This window comes from Roseburia sp. TF10-5 (assembly GCF_003462365.1).
Classification (GTDB): Bacteria; Bacillota; Clostridia; order Lachnospirales; family Lachnospiraceae; genus Roseburia; species Roseburia faecis.
The window spans coordinates 1-20,230 of the sequence record NZ_QTYW01000014.1 but is presented as its reverse complement, the minus strand read 5'-3'; the positions used below and the strand labels follow the sequence as shown (position 1 = coordinate 20,230).

Below are 20,230 nucleotides of genomic sequence, written 5' to 3'. Positions count from 1 at the left end.
TTACTCTTCATCATCAAGAACTTCTTCTGCGTCATCAAAGAGATCATCAGCATCGCCGAAATCTTCATCATCGTTATCATTTTCCGGTTCTACATTGACAAGCTCTTCATTCTCGGAATCGAACTCCTGCTTGGTAAATCCGTGTTTTTCAAACGACTCACTGTCTTCAAATGCATAATCTCTGTCATCTCTGTCATTTCCAATGATGGCATTGATATCGGTATTTCCGTACTCACTGGTTTCAATGAGTTCTACTTCATTTCTGTCTTCGTCAAGCACTTTGACATCCAGACCAAGAGACTGTAACTCTTTCAAAAGTACCTTGAAAGATTCCGGAACACCCGGCTCAGGGATATTCTCGCCTTTGATAATAGCCTCGTATGTCTTTACTCGTCCTACGACATCATCGGACTTAACAGTCAGGATCTCCTGCAGAGTATATGCAGCACCATAAGCTTCCAGTGCCCATACCTCCATCTCTCCGAATCGCTGGCCACCGAACTGTGCTTTACCTCCCAGCGGCTGCTGTGTAACTAAGGAGTAAGGACCTGTAGAACGTGCATGGATCTTATCATCAACCAGATGATGCAGTTTCAGATAATGCATGTGTCCGATTGTGACTTTTCCGTCGAAGTATTCTCCGGTACGTCCGTCACGCAGCTGAACCTTTCCGTCACGGGAAATCGGAACACCCTTCCACAGACTTCTGTGTGCACGATTCTCTGAAAGATAATCCATAACGTCCTCTCTCAGAGTATCTTTATACTTATCGTAGAAGTTTTCTTCTCCGTCTTCTGCTTCCTCTGCATCAAACGGCATGTTTACATAGTCATTTGCAAGTTCCAGTGTATCCTGGATATCAATCTCTTTTGCGCCATCGAATACCGGAGTCTCGATATTAAAGCCAAGTGCCTTCGCAGCAAGGCTTAAGTGAATCTCCAGCACCTGTCCGATGTTCATTCGGGAAGGCACACCCAGAGGATTTAATACAATGTCAAGTGGACGGCCATTTGGAAGATATGGCATATCTTCTACAGGTAATACACGGGAAACGACACCCTTGTTACCATGACGTCCGGCCATCTTATCACCAACAGAAATCTTACGTTTCTGGGCAATGTAAATACGAACAGACTCATTTACACCAGGAGATAACTCATCGCCATCTTCTCTGGTAAATACTTTGGCATCTACAACAATACCATATGCACCGTGCGGCACTTTCAGGGAAGTGTCACGAACCTCACGCGCTTTTTCACCGAAGATTGCACGAAGCAGTCTCTCTTCTGCGGTAAGCTCTGTCTCTCCCTTTGGTGTAACCTTTCCTACCAGAATGTCTCCGGCACGGACTTCGGCACCGACACGGATGATTCCGCGCTCGTCAAGATCCTTTAAGGCATCATCACCGACACCCGGTACATCTCTTGTGATCTCTTCCGGTCCGAGCTTTGTATCACGAGACTCTACTTCGTATTCCTCAATATGGACAGAAGTATATACATCATACTCTACCAGACGCTCACTCAAAAGAACGGCATCCTCGTAGTTATAACCTTCCCATGTCATGAAGCCGATCAGCGGGTTCTTTCCAAGTGCCAGCTCACCATTGGATGTAGATGGTCCATCAGCGATCACCTCACCCTTTGCTACTTTCTGTCCCTTGAACACGATTGGTCTCTGGTTGTAGCAGTTGGACTGGTTGCTTCGTGCAAACTTTGTCAGAATATATTCTCTGCGATTTCCGTCCTCCTCACGTACTACGATACGATTAGACTCAGAACTCTCCACGATACCTGCTTCTTTTGCAAGTACACAGACACCGGAATCGACCGCTGTCTTTGTCTCCATACCGGTTCCTACTACAGGTGCCTCGGTGGTAAGAAGCGGCACTGCCTGACGCTGCATGTTAGATCCCATCAGTGCTCGGTTTGCATCATCGTTCTGCAGGAACGGAATCAGTGCTGTAGCAACGGAGAACACCATCTTTGGAGATACGTCCATGTAATCGAATGCAGTCTTATCGTACTCCTGCGTTTCTTCACGGTAACGACCGGATACGGAATTACGAACAAAATGTCCATCCTCATCCAGTTTTTCGTTCGCCTGCGCTACATGGTAATTATCTTCCTCATCCGCAGTCATGTATACAACTTCGTCTGTAACACGAGGATTGTCTTTATCTGATTTATCAATCTTACGGTACGGAGCCTCAACAAATCCGTACTCGTTAATTCTTGCGTAGCATGCCAGAGAGTTGATCAGACCGATGTTTGGTCCTTCAGGCGTCTCAATCGGGCACATACGTCCATAATGGGAATAATGGACATCTCGTACTTCGAATCCGGCACGGTCTCTGGACAAACCGCCAGGTCCCAATGCAGAAAGACGTCTCTTATGTGTCAGCTCACCCAGTGGGTTGTTCTGATCCATAAACTGTGACAGCTGGGAAGAGCCGAAGAACTCTTTTACCGCAGCCGTAACCGGTTTGATGTTGATCAGACTCTGTGGGGAAATTCCCTCAAGATCCTGAGTTGTCATGCGCTCACGAACCACTCTTTCCAGACGGGAAAGACCGATACGATACTGGTTCTGTAACAATTCACCGACAGCACGGATACGACGGTTTCCTAAGTGGTCAATATCGTCATCTGTTCCGATGCCCCACTCCAGATGCATATTATAGTTGATGGATGCGAAGATATCCTCTTTTGTAATATGCTTTGGAATCAGGTCTGCAATATCTCTCTTAATTGCAGCGATACGCTCTTCCAATGTCTCGTTTTCTTCCATAATCTGCTGCAGAGCCGGATAATATACCAGTTCTGTAACACCAATAGCCTTCGGGTCCTCAATTTCAGGAATCCAGCTTCTGATATCTACCATCATAGAAGAAAGAACTTTTACGTTACGTGTCTCTGTCTGAATCCAGAGTGCCGGAACTGCAGCATTCTGAATCTGATCTGCCAGATCACGGTCAACAGTTGTGCCTGCCTCTGCAATTACTTCTCCGGTAGAAGGATCCAGTACATCCTCTGCCAGAACCTGTCCGTTGATACGGTTCTTTAAAGCAAGCTTCTTATTAAATTTGTAACGTCCTACTTTTGCCAGGTCATATCTTCTCGGATCGAAGAACATGGCAGTGATCAGACTCTCCGCACTTTCTACGGAAAGCGGCTCACCCGGACGGATCTTTTTATATAACTCTAATAAACCAGCCTCAAAACTTCCCTGTGGCTCACGCTCTGTGATCGCCGGGTCCTTCTGCAGGGATGCCAGAATCTTTGGCTCCTCGCCGAACATGTCAATGATCTGCTGGTTGGTACCTACACCAAGTGCACGAAGCAATACGGTAATCGGCACTTTACGGGTTCTATCTACTCTTACACTGAAAACGTCATTGGAGTCAGTCTCATACTCGAGCCATGCACCACGGTTCGGGATAACAGTACATGAATAAAGAGTTTTACCCACTTTATCATGAGCAATTCCGTAATAGATACCAGGGGAACGAACCAACTGGCTGACGATTACACGTTCTGCACCGTTGATAACGAACGTACCTGTCTCTGTCATAAGAGGAAGATCACCCATGAAAATTTCATGTTCGTTAATCTCATCTGTCTCTTTGTTATGAAGTCTAACCTTGACTTTCAAAGGTGCTGCATATGTCGCATCTCTCTCTTTGCATTCCGGGATTGTATATTTCACATCGTCTTCGCACAGTGTAAAATCGACGAAATCCAGACTCAGATGACCACTGTAATCCGTGATCGGGGAGATATCTGCAAATGCTTCTTTTAAACCTTCATCCAGGAACCACTGATAAGAATTCTTCTGGACTTCGATCAGGTTTGGCATCTGCAAAACCTCTTTCTGTCTTGAGTAACTCATACGCAAGCCTTTTCCAGCCTTGACTGGACGTATTCTGTTTTTCTCCATTGACGTTTCACCTCTCGTTTTTATTTCAATCTAGTTTTTCCTAAAAAAGAGCATGGAAATGCCTAGTGCACCACAATAGTGCAACTTATACTATACAACAAAATCAAGGGGAATGCAAGAATTATTTTTAAGAACTTTTTTCAGATAGAGAGAGGGGATACAGCTAAATAAAATAACCCAACAGAAATGCAAGCATCTCTGCCGGGTTATTATTGGTTTCTCGTCGCTTACGCACAGACTACTTTAATGTAACCTTTGCTCCTTCAGCCTCAAGTTTAGCCTTAGCGTCTTCAGCAGATGCCTTGTCAGCCTGCTCCTTGATTACCTTAGGTGCGCCATCAACAGCGTCCTTAGCTTCCTTCAGTCCAAGACCTGTGATCTCACGAACAACCTTGATAACCTTAACCTTGTTCGGTCCAACTTCTGTTAACTCTACGTCGAACTCAGTCTTCTCTTCAGCTGCTGCTGTGTCTCCGCCTGCTGCTGCTACTACAACGCCTGCTGCTGCAGATACGCCGAACTCTTCTTCACATGCCTTTACAAGGTCATTTAACTCTAATACACTTAACTCTTTGATAGCATCGATAAACTCTGCTGTTGTTAACTTTGCCATGATTATTTCCTCCGTTATAATTTTATTTTTAATAATTATTCTGCTGCTGGTGCTTCCTCAGCCGGTGCTGCGTCTGCTGCTGCATCTGCTGCGCCACCCTTCTCTGCGATCTGATTAAGAACGCGAGCAAGATTTGTAATAGGTGACTGTAAGCTTCCAAGTAATTTGGAAAGAAGTACTTCTCTGCTTGGTACACTTGCGATCTGCTTCATTCCCTCTGCGTCATAGTATGTTCCTTCTACAACGCCGGCCTTGATCTCAAGGCTTGGAGCCTTCTTTGCGAACTCTGCCAGAACTCTGGCTGGAGCTGTAGCATCTTCTGTAGATACTGCAAATGCGTTAGGTCCTTCCAGGACATCCTTTAAGCTCTCGAACTCTGTTCCCTCGATTGCGCGGTTTACTAAAGTATTTTTGTATACTTTGTAAGTTACGCCAGCTTCTCTTAAATTTTTACGAAGCTGTGTATCCTCAGCAACTGTAAGTCCACGGTAGTCAACTACTACAAGTGACTGCGCGTCCTTAATTGTTTCAGAAATCTCCTGAACGATCGGCTGCTTTAATTCTACCTTTGCCACGATTCATTTACCTCCTTATTTTATTTCTTGCATATAGCGTGAGGTATAATAAAAACCCTCCGCCTTACAGCAGAGGGGTATCATTCTTTATGACGATTATCATCAAAAATTCCCTCGGTAGGTGGATTTCCCTTTACGCTGTCGCAATATGCGATAGCACCTTACTGTCTTCGGCAATATGCTTTGCTATTATAATATGTTCTTATGCGGATGTCAAGTGTTTTCCGCATTTTGCTTGTGTAAGTCTGATCATACATTTTATCATTTCATCAGGAACCGTTTCCGGTTCCCGACTTCTGATTTTTTTATTACTGAGCAATCTTTACAACGTTAAGCTTTACGCCAGGTCCCATTGTAGAAGTTAATACAGCACTCTTAATGTACTGACCCTTTAAGCTTGAAGGCTTAGCCTTGTTGATTGCGCCCATAAGAGACTGGAAGTTGTCGTTCAACTGCTCACTTGTAAATGAAGCTTTTCCAACTGGCACGTGGATAATATTTGTCTTGTCCAAACGATACTCAATCTTACCGGCTTTGATGTCATTAACAGCTTTGGTAACATCCATGGTAACTGTACCAGCTTTTGGGTTTGGCATTAAGCCCTTCGGTCCAAGGACACGTCCCAGACGTCCTACAACACCCATCATATCCGGTGTAGCAACTACAACATCGAAGTCTAACCATCCCTCGTTCTGGATCTTCGGAATTAATTCCTCTCCTCCAACGAAGTCAGCTCCTGCTGCCTGTGCCTCGTCTACCTTGGTTCCCTTTGCGAAAACCAATACCTTAACGGTCTTACCTGTTCCGTGTGGCAGTACAACCGCACCACGGATCTGCTGCTCTGCGTGACGTCCATCACAGCCCGTTCTAAGATGAAGTTCGATTGTCTCATCAAATTTCGCTGTGGCATTCTTCTTTACGAGGTCGATTGCTTCAGCAACATCGTACTGAGCACTTCTATCGTATGCCTTTACAGCGTCCTGATATTTCTTTCCTCTTTTCATGAAATATAAACCTCCTGGTGGTAATATCGGGTGGGAAATTAATTACCCTCCCACATTTCTTCTTAAACTTAGATTAGTCTACTACTTCAACACCCATAGATCTTGCTGTACCAGCGATCATGCTCATGGCAGCTTCGATATTTGCAGCGTTTAAGTCAGGCATCTTCAGCTCAGCGATTTCCTGAACCTGTGCCTTTGTAATCTTTGCAACCTTTGTCTTGTTTGGTTCACCGGAACCAGACTTGATCTTGCAGGCTTTCTTGATCAGTACTGGTGCAGGAGGAGTTTTAGTAATAAAGCTAAAGCTTCTGTCTGCATATACTGTAATAACTACAGGGATAATTAAGTCGCCCTGATCGGCTGTCTTTGCATTAAACTGCTTTGTAAACTCAACGATGTTTACACCGTGCTGTCCAAGTGCCGGTCCGACTGGAGGAGCAGGTGTTGCCTTTCCAGCAGGAATCTGCAGCTTAATGTATCCTTCAACTTTCTTTGCCATTGGAATTGCCTCCTTAATTCATCTTCTTTACATCTGCGAAACTTACTTCTACCGGTGTTTCGCGACCGAACAGATCCACATTGATCGTAACCGTCTGTTTGTTATGGTTCATCGCTGTAATCACACCGCAGGTATCTTTCCAGACACCGCCGATAACAACAATCATGTCGCCTTCCGCGAAATCCACCACAACGTTTTCAGCCTTGATTCCGAGCGGTCTCATTTCAGCATCTGTGAGCGGCACCGGTTTGCTTCCCGGTCCAACGAACCCTGTCACACCACGGGTATTGCGGACAACATACCATGTATCGTCATTCATAATCATATGAATCAGCACATAGCCCGGGAACATTTTCTTGGAAACCTGTTTTTTCACTCCGTTTTTAACTTCTGTCACTTCCTCAAGAGGAACACGGACCTCCAAAATCTGGTCTTCCAGATGTCTGTTCTCAATTGTCTTGTCAATATTCGCTTTGACTTTGTTCTCATAACCTGAATAGGTATGAACTACATACCAGTTCGCCTCTGCCATAAATCACTATGCCTCCGTTAAAATTTCAAACCAACAAGGAAATTCACACCGTGCTGAATTGCCCAATCCAGCAGTGCAATAATAAGACCGACTACAACGGATGTAACAATCACTGCAATGGTCTGTCTGACAACTGATTTCTGTTCCGGCCAGATGATTTTTTTGAACTCTGCCTTTACACCGTCAAACCAGCTTGTCTTTGGAGCCTTTTCAACGTTTTCTGTCTGTCCCATTTCATAACTCCTTTGCTCTGTACGGACTATTTGGTTTCCTTATGAACTGTATGAGTCTTGCAGAATCTACAGTACTTCTTGGTTTCCATTCTGTCCGGATGAGTCTTCTTGTCCTTTGTCATGTTGTAATTACGACGCTGACATTCTGTGCAGGCTAATGTAATCTTTGTACGCACAACTTCCACCTCCGTTTTAATTTTCGTGTTTTGTCTCGCCTAAAAAAAGGCATAAAAAAAAGACCTACTTCCAAGCTTTCATACTATATCATGATTTTCCATGTCCGTCAACATCTTTTACAATGGTTTTTATGATTTTTTGCAGCTTTTACGCCAAATTGTGAATTTTTAGTAAAATTTTACCATATACAAGGGTATGGAAAATGCGGTATGATGCCGATATACTATTCAAGTAGAATCTTTTTGGTGCAAAGGATATGCACCTCACAGGAGAACAGGTCTGTTACTGTCCTGCTCTCAATCCTCAATTCAGGGAAGAAAGGAGGGGAATCTCAATGGCAAGGATTGATAATGCTTACGCTTATTATATCTCGACGTATGCCAAGAAAACGGTTTCACGTTATGATTCACACAAGAAAAGTGAACTGCGCAAAGTTTATAATAAAATTGTCAAAATAAATAAAGATTCGCCTCTTTATAAAATTCCGAATCTCACCGATGCGAAAAAATATGCCATAGACATCAAGGAAAACGCGCGCTCCATTCAGAACGTTGTGGCATCTCTTTCCGACCAATATGGTTCATTTGAGGATTCTTTTAAGAAGAAAGTTGCCATGTCTTCCGATGACGAAAAAGTCAGTGTGACCTATATCGGCGACGGAAGTGAAGAAAGTAAAACCAATAACTTTGACATTGAAGTGCAGCGGCTTGCCACCCCCCAGGTCAATCAGGGACGTTTTTTAAAAGACAATACGCTGTCAATGCGTCCCGGCGCATATTCTTTTGATCTGAATACGCCCGGTGCTGCATATGAATTTCAATATAATATCAATTCCGATGAAACCAATCTGGATGTGCTGGACAAGCTGGCCAGGCTTGTCAACTCCTCCAGTCTTGGAATTACCGCCGAAATACTGTCCGATGGAAACGGTTCGAGTGCGCTGAAACTGACTTCCATACAGACCGGTCTGGCAGAAAACGAAACCGAACTTTTTTCCATTGCACCGGATGCCAGCACGGGTTCCACGGAAATCATGGATCAGCTGGGAATTGACCGTATCACATCCCCGGCACAGAGTTCCACCTTTACGCTGAATGGCACAAGCCACTCTTCCCTGACCAACACATTTTCCATCAATCAGGTATTTGAACTGACCTTACATCAGCCAACCGATGGTGAGAAAGTAAACATTGGATTTAAAACAGATGCGGATGCAATTGCGGACAATATCCAGTCTCTGGTGGATGCCTATAATTCCATACTCTCCACCGCAGCCGTGTATGCAGACACCAATGCCAGTGCCGGAAACAAACTTCAGACAGAGATTCTTTCCATATCCGGTTCAAGCCGGAGTTCTTTACAGGACATCGGTCTGGTCACGAACGAGAACGGCTCCATCTCTATTGATAAAGAAGCGCTCCGTGAAGCAGTTGTTCCGGAACGTGATCAGAATACATTTGAAACTTTATCCCAATTTCGGGATTCCATCGGAAAAGAAGCGGAAAATATCTCCATCAATCCGATGAACTATGTCAACAAGATAGTCGTGGCCTATAAAAATCCCGGTCACAACTTTGCAACCCCATACATCACATCCATCTATTCCGGAATGATGCTGGACAAATATGTATAACAAAAAGAGCATTCCAGCTGTAACCATACAGCGAATGCTCTTTTTTGTATCTTTCTAGAAGCCTATCCCAGTTCTTTTTCGCACATTTCCAGTGCAGAAGCAATCACAGCGTCCATATCATAATACTTATACTCTCCGAGTCTTCCCCCGAAAATTACATTTTTTTCCTTTTCCGCAAGTTCTTTATATTTCTGATAAAGAACTCCGTTCTTTTCATCGTTTACCGGATAGTACGGTTCATCCCCCGGTTTCCACTCCGAACTGTACTCCCTCGAAATTACAGTCTTCGGTAAATCATGTCCCTCATCATCCTTGCCGAATTCAAACCATTTGTGTTCAATGATACGTGTCCACGGCGTCTGGGCATCCGTATAATTGACTGCTGCATTTCCCTGGAAATTCGGAGTATCCAGAAGTTCTGTTTCAAACCGCACGGAACGATATTCCAACGCGCCGAGCGAATAATCAAAATACGCATCTATCGCTCCCGTATATACCGTTTTCTCAGCCAGAGCCTTCAGTTCCTCTTTCTGCTCCAGATAATCAATCCCAAGCCGGACTTCGATTCCCTCCAGCAGATGCTCAACCATCTTTGTGTAACCGCCCATCGGAATTCCCTGATACAGCGCATTAAAATAATTGTTATCAAACGTCAGGCGCACCGGAAGGCGCTTGATAATAAAAGCAGGCAGATCCGTGCACTTACGCCCCCACTGTTTCTGTGTATATCCTTTGATCAGTTTCTCGTAAATATCGGTTCCCACAAGACTGATCGCCTGTTCCTCGAGATTTTTCGGTTCTGTAATGCCTGCGGCTTTTTTCTGCTCCTCAATTTTCGCCGCTGCTTCCTCCGGTGTCACCACCCCCCACATCTTATTAAAGGTGTACATATTAAACGGAAGCGAGTATAGTTCCCCTTTGTAATTTGCTACCGGTGAATTCGTAAAGCGGTTAAATTCCGCAAATTTTGTAATGTAATCCCACACCTTTTTATTGTTGGTATGTAAAATATGTGCACCATACTTGTGCACATGGATTCCCTCAATGTCCTCCGTATAAACATTTCCGGCAATATTCGGACGTTTATCGACAACCAGAACCCTTTTCCCCCTTGTTGCTGCCTCGTGAGCAAATACGGAGCCATATAATCCCGCTCCTACCACCAGATAATCATACTTCATTTCTTTCTCCTTTGTTTTATTATCAGTTCAATCAGCCATAACAAAATGCAACCACATAAAACACCTATGGTGTTGGTCAGCATATCATCTACTTCACAATACCCGCGTTTCGTCACGTACTGGCTCAGTTCCGTCAGAACCGAACAGACACCTCCGAGTACAACACATTTCCACATCGGCCGCAGCCGGCGAAAACAAAGCGGTGCCAGAATTCCGAAAGGCACTGTCATAAGAATATTTTCAATAAAAAATGCATGGGTAACCACGCTGTATCCCCACGTGGAAAACAGTTCCAGATTCATGCACCCATTTCTGGAACCGGGTTCTCTGGAAAAAAAAGTAATCTGTATCACCACAAGTATATAAATCGCAAAAAGTATACGAAAAAACCGGACGGATGCTTTTTTTCCATCCTTTTTTTCAGAAAGTACAATTGTTACAACCAGCCCAAGTACCACAATAACCAGTGCCCATGGCACATATTGAAGTGGCTGCCGCATATCTGCCAAAATTTGTTTTATAATTTCACACCACATAAATTTTATTATAGCCATGGTTCAAAAAAGATACAAGTATATTTCTTTATTTCTATGTAAAACTGTTGCAGGATAGTGTAATATAAAAGAAAAACCTCGGAAGGACCATCTGTTATTATGATCACAATAAGTTTATGTATGATTGTCAAAAATGAAGAACCGGTTCTGGCAAGATGCCTGGATTCCGTTGCTTCCATGATGGACGAAATCATCATCGTTGATACCGGCTCCACAGATCGCACCAAAGAAATCGCCGCACAATACACCAACCGGATCTATGATTTTACCTGGTGTGATGATTTCTCCGCCGCAAGAAATTATGCGTTTTCGCTTGCAACCATGGATTACATCTACTGTCCGGATGCGGACGAATACCTTGATCTGGAAAATCAAAGACGTTTTCTCCGGTTAAAAGGTGCTCTTCTTCCGGAAATTGAAATTGTTCAGATGAACTATATCACCCCACCGGATTTCAACACCGTGCAGAACTGTAAGAAAGAACCACGGCCAAAACTTTTTAAACGCCTGCGCACGTTTTCATGGGTTGATCCGGTTCACGAAACGATCCGCACCGATCCCGTTATCTATGACAGTGATATTGATATTCTGCACCGCCCACATGTCATGCATGCCAAACGGGATTTTGCCATGTTTGAAAAAGCATTTCGTGAAAATCGTGTCCTCTCGGAAAAAATCACGCGCATGTATGCAAGAGAGCTTTATAAATGTGGGGATGAGGAAGATTTTCTGCGCGCTGCGGATTATTTTTCGTTACACTATGAAGCACACGCTGATGCAGAATCCGCGTGTATTCTGGCACACGCTGCCCGTATCCAAAATTCTGTGGATGATTTCTTTTCGATCTGTCTGAAAGATATGTGCAGTTCTTCCTGCTCCGAAATCTGTTATGAGCTCGGACAATACTACCGGGAACGGCAGAATCCCCAGGAAGCTTCTCTGTGGTTTTACAATGCTGCATTTGAGACACAGCCTGTTCTGGATATTGAAATTTCAGGGAAAAAAGCATTGCTTCAACTGGCGGAATGTTACCGCACGCTGGCAGAAAATGAACTCTGTGATCCATGCTCTGCCGGGGATCTTCTCTCCCGTGCTTCGGAATATGAACAACAGGCACAGGCGTGGGAACTGCCGGAAGAATTATAATTTGCGAAAGAATAATTTATAAAAAAAATGCCGGTGCAGCTGCACCGGCAAATTCTTTGGTTAATTCATATCAATCCAATGCTTATCCACCCAGTATCCTCTGGTCTGGTTCCAACGTCGATACTGTAACTTTTTCCCATTGATAATGCGGAATTTCATCACGATCTCATCCGCACATGGTGCAACACCTATATTGCTCTTTTCACTCTGAACCTGTACTTCTGGTTCAACTTCTGCCGCACTTACACTTACACTAGGCGCAACAACAAATAATGATGCACAAATCGCTACAGCAATTAAAAACTTCTTTTTCATGCTAGTTTCCTCCTTCAAATTTTAAACCCGCCTTTTTAAAAAGCTCCATACTCTTCTTATCAATTGGGACATCTCCCCTTTCATAATGAAGATAATACTTTCCATCTATTTCATACAGATATGAATTCTGCCCATTTATTTCTTTACAACTATCATTTGGCAGATCATACGAATTCTCTGGTTCCTCATACCTCGGCTGAAGGATAAGTGAATACGAAAGCACCAGCAGTGCAACCGCAATCACCGGAACGAGAATTCTTCCAATACGCGAACTACTTTGCTTTCCCTCCGCGACCAGACGAAATCGTTCGATCAGATGATCCGAATGATCTTCACACAATGGCATGGCTCCTGCAGGTTTTCGAAATTCTTTTTCCTGCACACTTGCCTTATACTCTTTTAATATCACCGTCAGATAGTTACCCCGCTCTGCCGATTTGAGTTTCTTTGTAACCGTCTGGTCACAACGGATCTCAATACTCTGATACATATCTCCTTTTAAAATATACACAAACGGGTTCCACCAGAACACGATACACAGAATGTTGATCAGCTGTATCGTCAGTATATCCTTATTATCCAAATGTGTATATTCATGTAGAATAATATAATGCAATTCTTCACGCGAATATTTTTTGTCCGGAATCAATATCCGTTTCTCAAAAATCCCAATACAACACGGTACTTCTACCGCTGCTGTCTGTACGATCTTAATGTTCCGCTTTTCTTTATCCGTACAAATTTCATCTAAAATATTATTTAATTCTGTATCTTCCGTTTTTTCCATCTCTGAAAAATACGACACAACTCTGTGATACTGTATCAGATACCGCGTCAGAAGAACTGCCATGACCACTCCCCATGCCACCACAAATACATGATAGACATAGATTTCGTGTCCTGCCACACAGGTTATTTCACACCCGAATATCTGATACAGGAAATTATACAGGCTGCCTCCGGATACCACTTTCGTCCATGGCAATTCCACCGGGACGGCAAGCCTGATCAGACAAAACAAATATAAAATGATGATTCCTGTCATACTGGATAAATTCAGCAGAACCGATCGTTTTCTGAGAATGTAGCACAGTACAATAAAAATGTTACACCAAACGAACGTCATCCAAACCGAAAATATTGTTATTTGCATTCTTATTCCTCATCATTTTTCAGAGTATCAATAATCTCCTCTAACTTTGCAATAACCTCTGCATTTTTTTCTTTTGCCTGCTTATCTTTTGCTCCGATCAGAGCAGCTGTAATGTTCGCAATAGAACTGCTGTCAATTCCACGCTTAATCAATACAGATGCATAATAATCATCTTTTGACATAGACGGAGCGAGTTTACGTGCATAAGTCTTGACGGTTTTCTCAAGTCCTACAACTTCCAGATAGCCATCCGTTGTCAGAGACTGAACGGTCTTAAACAATGTAACATTGTTCCATCCGTCTTCTGCCAGGCGCTCTGCCATCTCGTTGGCAGTCAGCGGCTCATTGACCTTCCACAGAAAATTCATTAATTCTTCCTGTCTTACTGTTAAATAATCTTTGTTCTTCATGTTTCTTCCTCCGTAGTTTTATAATTTTATATGTAGTAACTATCATTCTCTGACATTACATATATCACCAACTCTGCCTTACGTGTCTTTTCTACACTAGACAGCCTACTTTATCCTATCATATTTGAATTATAATTTCAATTGCTTCTGACAAGAAATATGCCATTTTAGATAAAAAAAGAATAGCCGTTTTCACAAACAGCCATTCTCTCTTCTCAGAAACATTTATTTTTGATAGGTGTATGTTCCAACCGAATACTTACCGTGCAGATGTAGCGTCTTTCGGAACCTTTGCCGTATATATTATTTTATTTGTATCCGTAGTAACTGTTGTTGTCATCTTTGAAAATGTGGTATCTTTATCTGCATTCCTTCGGTATTGTAAATGTTGCAGCCTTATTAAAATTTTTATAGGTTACCGTTGCTTTTGCCTGCGAATAAACAAGTTTCAGATCCTGTCCCAGCTTCTGATACAGCGCCGACATATACCCGTTCATAAACGCTTTCATATCCGCCGTGGTTCTGACTGGACGACAGGTTTTTTTATCGATCCAACAGGTCACTTTGATTGCCGGCAACGTATTGTAATCCACAGCAGCTGCCGCATTGATCTCTTTGCTCATTCCCATCTGGTCCAAAAATTTCACCACATCGGAGCCCTTTACCTGCGCCGAAATCTGAACGGTATTGATCCGGTTGACTTTTATTTTCTTTTTCACAATTTTTGCATCCGAATACATGGAAATATCCATACCTTTGATCTGATTGGTATAGTTTAAAATCCCTGTTTTCTGATATCCGGAACCATTGGAAGAAATGTACTCCCACAGCAATCCATCCGCATCTTTTGTCAGATAGGCAACCGCCTGGTTCTTAGAACTCATTCCTGCAAGTACTGTGGTTGTATCTGTTACGCTTTTTACCTTCAGAGGACTGTTGTATACGCTTTGCTTTACCACCGTCTTATTTTGAATGATCTGCCCTTCCATTGTCATCTTCTGATCGGTTGTCTGCGTAAAATCATATGATTTTAAGTTTCGTACTGCTATATCCATCTTTTCCAAATACTGCTGTGCAGACAGCGTCGCCGCACTTACAGGTGTAACAGCTGCAAATGTGCTGAGTATGACAGACAGTACCAAAATGACCGCAATTTGTTGTTTTTTTAATGCTTTCATCGTTTTCGTTCTCCTTTCTTTATGTGTCGAGCCTAGACGCTGGTTTTATCTCATCCTTTTTTCCTATACCATGCACCTGTCAAAATTAATATTACTGTCCAGTAAAAACTTTGATAATATTTTCATCGCTCTGGCATAAAGATACTGTTTGTTTAATTTTTTCTTGTGATATTCCAGTTCTGTCCCCTTCGTATGTTCTTCCAGTACATGCGTAAAATACCTCTCCCAGCTCAGGTATTTTGTGCTCTCTGTATAGTCACTTGGATTTTTCAGGATACGATAAATCATTGGATCTTTTGAAAACATAACTTTCAGCAACAGCCATTCAAAAGATTCCGGAGCATACAGATAGCAGTTAAAATGATCTTCGATGTACCTGACCGTAGCTCCCATCTCCGGTCCATATGCCGCTCCATCTACAATTATGAGATACGTCTTATTTTCCTCAAAATCAAGTACCTTTTCTGGAATGTTGGATTTTCCATGTGCGCTATGACATTCTGCTGAAACTTTTTCAGCTAAAGCATGAAACATCTCCAACCCTGAATTAGAATCCTCACACAGCACGTAATCCGGCGTAATAAGCCGGGGCGGATAACTTAATGTCGAACTATATACATTCTGAAGTTCATTGACAGTTATCTCATACTCATTATTTAACGTAGCATATTTTCCTGATACATGCATACTATATACTTCTTTAATACTGTATGCCAGCATTGGAAGATATGCGCGTGTAATCAAAACAAAATAATTATCCGCTGAATTCACAATAGACGCAAATTTTTCGCTCCTCATTGAACTGAAATTTTCATCTACAAAAATAATGGATTTCGGATGTCTTTCAATAACATCCTCCCAGTCAAAATCTGTCAATGCATAACAGTCACAGTCACAATTCCATGTAATCCCACTGTTTTTCTTCTGGTTCATTTCCTGTATAAGATTATACAAAGTCGTCTTTCCAGTTCCGCTATCCCCACGTATAATGGTAATATTTCGCGATACCACAAAGTCATATCTGACTGTATTGTCACCAATTTGAACTCTATGTTTCCCTACCATATCATCTGCTCACCTCACAAAATGAATAGAATTACGATACAACTCTTTTGAATTGCGACAAACAGCACCTGTATTTTTTATTTTAAGTTCAAACGGTTCCGGAAAATCCATAAAATAATTCAGATTGATCAAAGTATCCTGTTTTTCCGCAATCCTAAGAATCCATTCGGCACAATTTTCACCACATGCAGTACAATCTATCAACAACTCCGGCTTTTTATAAACAAGGATAAGTGCCTTTACCCCACCAGACAATTTCGATGTCGGAATAATTCCAAGAACAGGACTTTCAATTGCATGGGATGACAATACCTCCGACTTGTCTACCGCCCGGATCATCTCCTTAACAAAAGGGTCCTCAAACCATTTTTGAGAATAGGTATGATTAAAATAGGTGTCTGGGTCATTGATTGCCCCATCAACCTCTCCATAAACGATTGTTAACATAATTATCTCCTAATTCATCCTATACGATTTCACGAATGAAATGTTATTGGTTTTATTGATTAATAAAAATCCGTTATACTTTGCATATAGTATAACGGATTCCTATTAAAAATACAATTTTGTTTTAAACAGTGATACGAATCCCTGCCCTGAAAACAATCTTCTATTTGTCGAGGCTCTCATATATGTGAACTTCCTGTGCATATCTACTGCCTCACACATAAGCTTTCTCCCACCTTTTGTCTCCTTGAAATGCTTCACTCCATCTGCCAATACCTTATTTTCTCTCTTTCCCGCTTCGCTTTGATGAGAATGATCTGCAGCACGTATTCTGTTGCTTCGATATTCTTATCAAAACATATTTCTGTTTTCGCATGCAGCTTCTATAACCGAAACGCCTTCGCATAGGCAAGATGGAACGCATATTTTCCACCCTTTTTTACTTCCGGCTGTATATTGGCATAATTACGTTCTTTGTATGACCAGAACATCTTATTTTTCTTTCTGCCATTTGGAAGCGTTTCTACCGTTTTATAACAAATAATATTAGTATCATATAATAACTGCAGAGCTTCACTTGCGGTTTCCATAAACGGAGGAATCTTGCGCTCCAACGCCTTCAAATATCGTACATACTCTAAATGTTTTGTTTCAAAAAAAGCATAATCAAAGTTTTTATGTCCCTGAAAATAATCAAAGAATAAAATAAAATTACTGTAATCACTGTCTTCCATATAAATTAACATACAATCCTTCAATTCGCCTTTTAAATATACGGAATAATTTGTCAGCATATCTTCAAAATCCGCATGCTTAAATATATCTCCATTGCATGCATCCACCATTTCATTCAACATGGTGAGTATGTCTCTTGGTTTGTACAGCGAATACCTTAAAAATTCTATAAAAAGATTATCCGGCTGCTTCCATGGTGCTTGTATCTTATACGGAAAATAATGATTCCAACTTTGTCCCAATAAATACTGCTGATCCTGCTGTTTCATAAAATAATCATCCGCAATCTTAAACAGTTTGGAATCAACATACTTACGATATGTTGTCACCCAATTCAATAAAACAGCATTATTCCGAAGTTTCTGATTCATATTATGAACTGGCATTTTATACATAATATCAGGTCTGATCAACAACATAACCTTAATATTTTTTTCTTTCAGGAAAGATTAATTCATTTCCAACACAGCATTCACCAATCCCACCAGACAATCAAAATACTGTGCATTATCGATTTCTCTTGTCAGCCTTGGAGTTTAACATTATTTTGCAGTAAAAAGCACAAAATAAAACGGCCCGCATAAGCTGCAGACGCACCCTCGAATCATCTTGGGTGCTGTCTGTGGTTTATGCGAGCTTCTCTTATAATTCTTTTTCTGTATTTTAACTCATTTTAAGTTATAATACAGAATTCAAGTTAAGATTTGCTGTGAATCACTTTTTCTTTACCATGCAACGTTTTTTAAAGAACGAAATACCGTAGCAAAGAATCTGATCGTAATCATCCTCATACTCCTTTGCATACATCCGATCATCCATTTGCTGCAAGGCTATATCGCATTCACTTTCCAGATTTTCCAAAACTTTCGTGTACTTTGCTTCAAAGATTGCAACGCGGGCATTGATGGAATCGTAAACGACCACATCACTTCGGCCTTCTCCATGCTCCTTATTGGAATCCACCATATATCCGGCACCTGTGAAGATGCCCGCAAGGAAAGCATGATAGAAGTCTTCCCGGTAGTCATGGTAGCTTATGGTGCGCCGGAGCAGAGCATTCATTTCCTTGGTAATGCCTTCGCTGTCACCGTTCCAGACTGCATCAAACAAAGCATTTCGATTCCACTTCTTCGTACTGTCATCGAACCATTTGATGACTGTTGTTTCAAAAATCTCTTTGATTTCTGCATTCGGAATCATAAGGGCAACCATGCCATCCGGCAACTCACCCTTATAATCTTCTTCACGCGCCTTGGTTAAGTACCCTGTCAGGTACAGCGTACTCCAAAGATTGTCTTCTGAGGAATGTAGATAATCATAGGTCAGGTTTTCATCCACACGCTGAACGATGCAGCCACCAGCCATCAGGATTTCAAGTTTATTTGTGATGGTACTCCCCGCATAGTCAATAAAGGAACGGATGATTGCATTGTCGCTGGTGTTCTTCCAGTAGCTGATAGGCTTAGCTTTCGGATTGCGCTGCAGTTCCAGCAAATAATTCATTACATCCCACGGGCAGTAAACATCAAAGGCTCCGAAATGGTATCCATCATACCATTTCTTGATGCTCTCAGCCTGCGTTGTCAAGTCAGCATCCTTTAGCAGCAGGTCAACCTCACTCTGTACAAATCCGAAATACTCGTTCAGACGAGAATTTGTGATCGTATCCGATACAAAATTATTTGTTCCCGTAAAAATGCTTTCTTTCGCAATCTTTAAGCACCCCGTAACAACTGCAAACTGAAGTGCTTGATTGTCTTTTAGGGCCTGCATCAAGCCTTTCATAACATCGACCATTTCATTATAATAACCGTTGTTATTCGCTTTTGCTACAGGGACATCATACTCGTCTATAAGAAGAATTACAGGCTTTGCATAATAGCTCTGCATCATCGTTGTCAAAAGCATAAGGCTGTTCTTAACTTCTTTTATAGAACCATTGCCATGTGCAAGATGCTCAAACGCTGTTTTTTGGAATTCTGTAGCACTTTTACTATCAAGCAAATAAAGATGTTTGTTGTACAAATCCGCTATCACCATTGTGAGCATATCGTATGCCCCAGTGAAATCCAGACCGTCTACCTGCCGGAATGAAATAAAGACTGTAGGATACTGATTCATCCACTCATCACATAATGCCTGATGCTCCGCAATTTCCAGTCTCTCAAACAATTCTTTGCTGTTTTTACGGATGTCGAAGAAACTTTCCAGCATACTCATGCCAAGCGTCTTGCCGAAACGCCGTGGTCGAGTGATAAGTGTCACTTCTGCTTTTTCGTCCAAAATTTCCGTAATCAGGCCAGATTTGTCAATATAATAAAACCCACCTTTCCGAATCTTCTCAAAGTCCGAAATACCAACTGGGATGTTCAATTTTTTCATCTCTGCTGCTCCTTTCGCGTAGCCACACACAGACTTTTTATTGCTTCTATGATACCATGAATCTCATGTTCTTACAAAAAACTCTGCTTACTGCATTGATTCTGGCTACGACTCATTCGGCATAGTCTGCCAGCACATCTTCAAATGTAAAACGAATTTTCACACGCTCATCGTTGAAAACCTCGATGCGGTCAATAAAGGATTCTACCACATTCTGTGATAAGTGCATCACATCGCCAGCTTCAAATAAATATACATACTTTCGCATCGATCAACCCTTTGTGTAAAAAGTCATTGTTTCCCGCAGACAAGGCTCTTCATAATACTTTTTGACCCGCTCCTGAAGTTTGACAAATAGCGGATAGAACTCCACCGTAATCCGCTCAAAATATTTCTTTGCTAATTTGCCATCATAATCATGAGCCAGTTGATTCCGTGCCCGCAGCATTTCCAACCACA

Annotated in this window: 22 protein-coding genes and 1 other annotated feature; of the genes, 2 read left to right on the top strand and 20 right to left on the bottom strand. The window is 42.1% G+C overall.

Going from position 1 to position 20,230, the window contains the following annotated elements; genetic code table 11:
- The 8 genes from rpoB to rpmG form a co-directional block, all read right to left on the bottom strand.
- Positions 1–3,939: a DNA-directed RNA polymerase subunit beta gene (gene rpoB, locus DXD06_RS12125; RefSeq protein ID WP_055068801.1), complete on the bottom strand. Its 3,939-nt coding sequence runs from the start codon at positions 3,937–3,939 to the stop codon at positions 1–3.
- A gap of 238 nt (positions 3,940–4,177) precedes the next feature.
- Entirely contained in the window at positions 4,178–4,552 is a 375-nt protein-coding gene (gene rplL / locus DXD06_RS12120) for a 50S ribosomal protein L7/L12 (protein WP_117832112.1), read from the bottom strand.
- A gap of 35 nt (positions 4,553–4,587) precedes the next feature.
- Positions 4,588–5,127: a 50S ribosomal protein L10 gene (gene rplJ / locus DXD06_RS12115; protein WP_022044848.1), complete on the bottom strand. Its 540-nt coding sequence runs from the start codon at positions 5,125–5,127 to the stop codon at positions 4,588–4,590.
- Between the two features lie 39 nt (positions 5,128–5,166).
- Positions 5,167–5,319 (bottom strand) — a sequence feature (ribosomal protein L10 leader region).
- Positions 5,320–5,435: 116 nt separating this feature from the next.
- Positions 5,436–6,131, bottom strand: a complete 696-nt coding sequence (gene rplA / locus DXD06_RS12110) for a 50S ribosomal protein L1 (protein WP_022044849.1) — start codon at positions 6,129–6,131, stop codon at positions 5,436–5,438.
- A gap of 73 nt (positions 6,132–6,204) precedes the next feature.
- Positions 6,205–6,630 carry a 50S ribosomal protein L11 gene (gene rplK / locus DXD06_RS12105; protein WP_055068800.1) on the bottom strand — a complete coding sequence of 142 codons (426 nt, stop codon included), beginning with the start codon at positions 6,628–6,630 and terminating at the stop codon, positions 6,205–6,207.
- A 13-nt stretch (positions 6,631–6,643) separates the two neighbouring features.
- Positions 6,644–7,162, bottom strand: coding sequence for a transcription termination/antitermination protein NusG (gene nusG / locus DXD06_RS12100; RefSeq protein WP_022044851.1), 519 nt, complete (start codon positions 7,160–7,162; stop codon positions 6,644–6,646).
- Between the two features lie 17 nt (positions 7,163–7,179).
- Positions 7,180–7,395 (bottom strand): preprotein translocase subunit SecE, encoded by a 216-nt coding sequence (secE, locus tag DXD06_RS12095; protein ID WP_022044852.1) that lies wholly within the window; start codon positions 7,393–7,395, stop codon positions 7,180–7,182.
- 26 nt (positions 7,396–7,421) lie between these two features.
- Positions 7,422–7,571: a 50S ribosomal protein L33 gene (rpmG, locus tag DXD06_RS12090; protein WP_055068799.1), complete on the bottom strand. Its 150-nt coding sequence runs from the start codon at positions 7,569–7,571 to the stop codon at positions 7,422–7,424.
- 335 nt (positions 7,572–7,906) lie between these two features.
- On the opposite strand from rpmG, the gene fliD reads away from it, so the two are divergent.
- A complete protein-coding gene (gene fliD / locus DXD06_RS12085) occupies positions 7,907–9,205 on the top strand; it encodes a flagellar filament capping protein FliD (RefSeq protein WP_117832110.1) in 1,299 nt (432 codons plus the stop codon).
- A 62-nt stretch (positions 9,206–9,267) separates the two neighbouring features.
- Here the strand turns inward: fliD and glf are convergent, their stop codons facing one another.
- Together glf and DXD06_RS12075 are read right to left on the bottom strand one after the other, a co-directional pair.
- Positions 9,268–10,386, bottom strand: a complete 1,119-nt coding sequence (glf, locus tag DXD06_RS12080) for a UDP-galactopyranose mutase (protein WP_117832108.1) — start codon at positions 10,384–10,386, stop codon at positions 9,268–9,270.
- Complete coding sequence (locus DXD06_RS12075) at positions 10,383–10,886, bottom strand: VanZ family protein (protein WP_158569532.1); 504 nt, start codon at positions 10,884–10,886, stop codon at positions 10,383–10,385. Before DXD06_RS12075 ends, glf begins: the two co-directional genes overlap by 4 nt.
- Before the next feature lie 153 nt (positions 10,887–11,039).
- On the opposite strand from DXD06_RS12075, the gene DXD06_RS12070 reads away from it, so the two are divergent.
- Positions 11,040–12,086: a glycosyltransferase family 2 protein gene (locus DXD06_RS12070; protein WP_117832104.1), complete on the top strand. Its 1,047-nt coding sequence runs from the start codon at positions 11,040–11,042 to the stop codon at positions 12,084–12,086.
- A 60-nt stretch (positions 12,087–12,146) separates the two neighbouring features.
- Here the strand turns inward: DXD06_RS12070 and DXD06_RS12065 are convergent, their stop codons facing one another.
- The 10 genes from DXD06_RS12065 to DXD06_RS12025 form a co-directional block, all read right to left on the bottom strand.
- Complete coding sequence (locus DXD06_RS12065; RefSeq protein ID WP_117832102.1) at positions 12,147–12,401, bottom strand: hypothetical protein; 255 nt, start codon at positions 12,399–12,401, stop codon at positions 12,147–12,149.
- Position 12,402: 1 nt separating this feature from the next.
- Positions 12,403–13,446 carry a M56 family metallopeptidase gene (locus tag DXD06_RS12060; protein WP_158569531.1) on the bottom strand — a complete coding sequence of 348 codons (1,044 nt, stop codon included), beginning with the start codon at positions 13,444–13,446 and terminating at the stop codon, positions 12,403–12,405.
- A 110-nt stretch (positions 13,447–13,556) separates the two neighbouring features.
- Complete coding sequence (locus DXD06_RS12055) at positions 13,557–13,964, bottom strand: BlaI/MecI/CopY family transcriptional regulator (protein ID WP_022045724.1); 408 nt, start codon at positions 13,962–13,964, stop codon at positions 13,557–13,559.
- Between the two features lie 359 nt (positions 13,965–14,323).
- Positions 14,324–15,142 (bottom strand): DUF6612 family protein, encoded by an 819-nt coding sequence (locus DXD06_RS12050; RefSeq protein ID WP_117832099.1) that lies wholly within the window; start codon positions 15,140–15,142, stop codon positions 14,324–14,326.
- A 63-nt stretch (positions 15,143–15,205) separates the two neighbouring features.
- Positions 15,206–16,207, bottom strand: a complete 1,002-nt coding sequence (locus DXD06_RS12045; protein WP_147343629.1) for a hypothetical protein — start codon at positions 16,205–16,207, stop codon at positions 15,206–15,208.
- A gap of 9 nt (positions 16,208–16,216) precedes the next feature.
- Positions 16,217–16,654: a DUF4869 domain-containing protein gene (locus DXD06_RS12040; protein ID WP_117832094.1), complete on the bottom strand. Its 438-nt coding sequence runs from the start codon at positions 16,652–16,654 to the stop codon at positions 16,217–16,219.
- Between the two features lie 383 nt (positions 16,655–17,037).
- Positions 17,038–17,817, bottom strand: coding sequence for a P-loop ATPase, Sll1717 family (locus tag DXD06_RS12035; RefSeq protein WP_442969668.1), 780 nt, complete (start codon positions 17,815–17,817; stop codon positions 17,038–17,040).
- A gap of 286 nt (positions 17,818–18,103) precedes the next feature.
- On the bottom strand, positions 18,104–19,771 hold the full coding sequence (locus tag DXD06_RS12030) for an AAA family ATPase (RefSeq protein ID WP_117832090.1): 1,668 nt from the start codon (positions 19,769–19,771) through the stop codon (positions 18,104–18,106).
- Positions 19,772–19,883: 112 nt separating this feature from the next.
- On the bottom strand, positions 19,884–20,039 hold the full coding sequence (locus tag DXD06_RS17145) for a hypothetical protein (protein ID WP_158569530.1): 156 nt from the start codon (positions 20,037–20,039) through the stop codon (positions 19,884–19,886).
- 3 nt (positions 20,040–20,042) lie between these two features.
- A partial coding sequence (locus tag DXD06_RS12025) for a nucleotidyltransferase substrate binding protein (RefSeq protein WP_243001059.1) occupies positions 20,043–20,230 on the bottom strand: 188 nt, incomplete at its 5' end.

Excerpts from the sequence above, each read along its gene's own strand:
- rpoB (WP_055068801.1), bottom strand. The coding sequence starts at position 3,939 with ATGGAGAAAAACAGAATACGTCCAGTCAAGGCTGGAAAAGGCTTGCGT.
- rplL (WP_117832112.1), bottom strand. The coding sequence starts at position 4,552 with ATGGCAAAGTTAACAACAGCAGAGTTTATCGATGCTATCAAAGAGTTA.
- rplA (WP_022044849.1), bottom strand. The coding sequence starts at position 6,131 with ATGAAAAGAGGAAAGAAATATCAGGACGCTGTAAAGGCATACGATAGA.
- rplK (WP_055068800.1), bottom strand. The coding sequence starts at position 6,630 with ATGGCAAAGAAAGTTGAAGGATACATTAAGCTGCAGATTCCTGCTGGA.
- nusG (WP_022044851.1), bottom strand. The coding sequence starts at position 7,162 with ATGGCAGAGGCGAACTGGTATGTAGTTCATACCTATTCAGGTTATGAG.
- secE (WP_022044852.1), bottom strand. The coding sequence starts at position 7,395 with ATGGGACAGACAGAAAACGTTGAAAAGGCTCCAAAGACAAGCTGGTTT.
- fliD (WP_117832110.1), top strand. The coding sequence starts at position 7,907 with ATGGCAAGGATTGATAATGCTTACGCTTATTATATCTCGACGTATGCC.
- glf (WP_117832108.1), bottom strand. The coding sequence starts at position 10,386 with ATGAAGTATGATTATCTGGTGGTAGGAGCGGGATTATATGGCTCCGTA.
- DXD06_RS12075 (WP_158569532.1), bottom strand. The coding sequence starts at position 10,886 with ATGCGGCAGCCACTTCAATATGTGCCATGGGCACTGGTTATTGTGGTA.
- DXD06_RS12070 (WP_117832104.1), top strand. The coding sequence starts at position 11,040 with ATGATCACAATAAGTTTATGTATGATTGTCAAAAATGAAGAACCGGTT.
- DXD06_RS12065 (WP_117832102.1), bottom strand. The coding sequence starts at position 12,401 with ATGAAAAAGAAGTTTTTAATTGCTGTAGCGATTTGTGCATCATTATTT.
- DXD06_RS12060 (WP_158569531.1), bottom strand. The coding sequence starts at position 13,446 with ATGACAGGAATCATCATTTTATATTTGTTTTGTCTGATCAGGCTTGCC.
- DXD06_RS12055 (WP_022045724.1), bottom strand. The coding sequence starts at position 13,964 with ATGAAGAACAAAGATTATTTAACAGTAAGACAGGAAGAATTAATGAAT.
- DXD06_RS12050 (WP_117832099.1), bottom strand. The coding sequence starts at position 15,142 with ATGAAAGCATTAAAAAAACAACAAATTGCGGTCATTTTGGTACTGTCT.
- DXD06_RS12045 (WP_147343629.1), bottom strand. The coding sequence starts at position 16,207 with ATGGTAGGGAAACATAGAGTTCAAATTGGTGACAATACAGTCAGATAT.
- DXD06_RS12040 (WP_117832094.1), bottom strand. The coding sequence starts at position 16,654 with ATGTTAACAATCGTTTATGGAGAGGTTGATGGGGCAATCAATGACCCA.
- DXD06_RS12030 (WP_117832090.1), bottom strand. The coding sequence starts at position 19,771 with ATGAAAAAATTGAACATCCCAGTTGGTATTTCGGACTTTGAGAAGATT.
- DXD06_RS17145 (WP_158569530.1), bottom strand. The coding sequence starts at position 20,039 with ATGCGAAAGTATGTATATTTATTTGAAGCTGGCGATGTGATGCACTTA.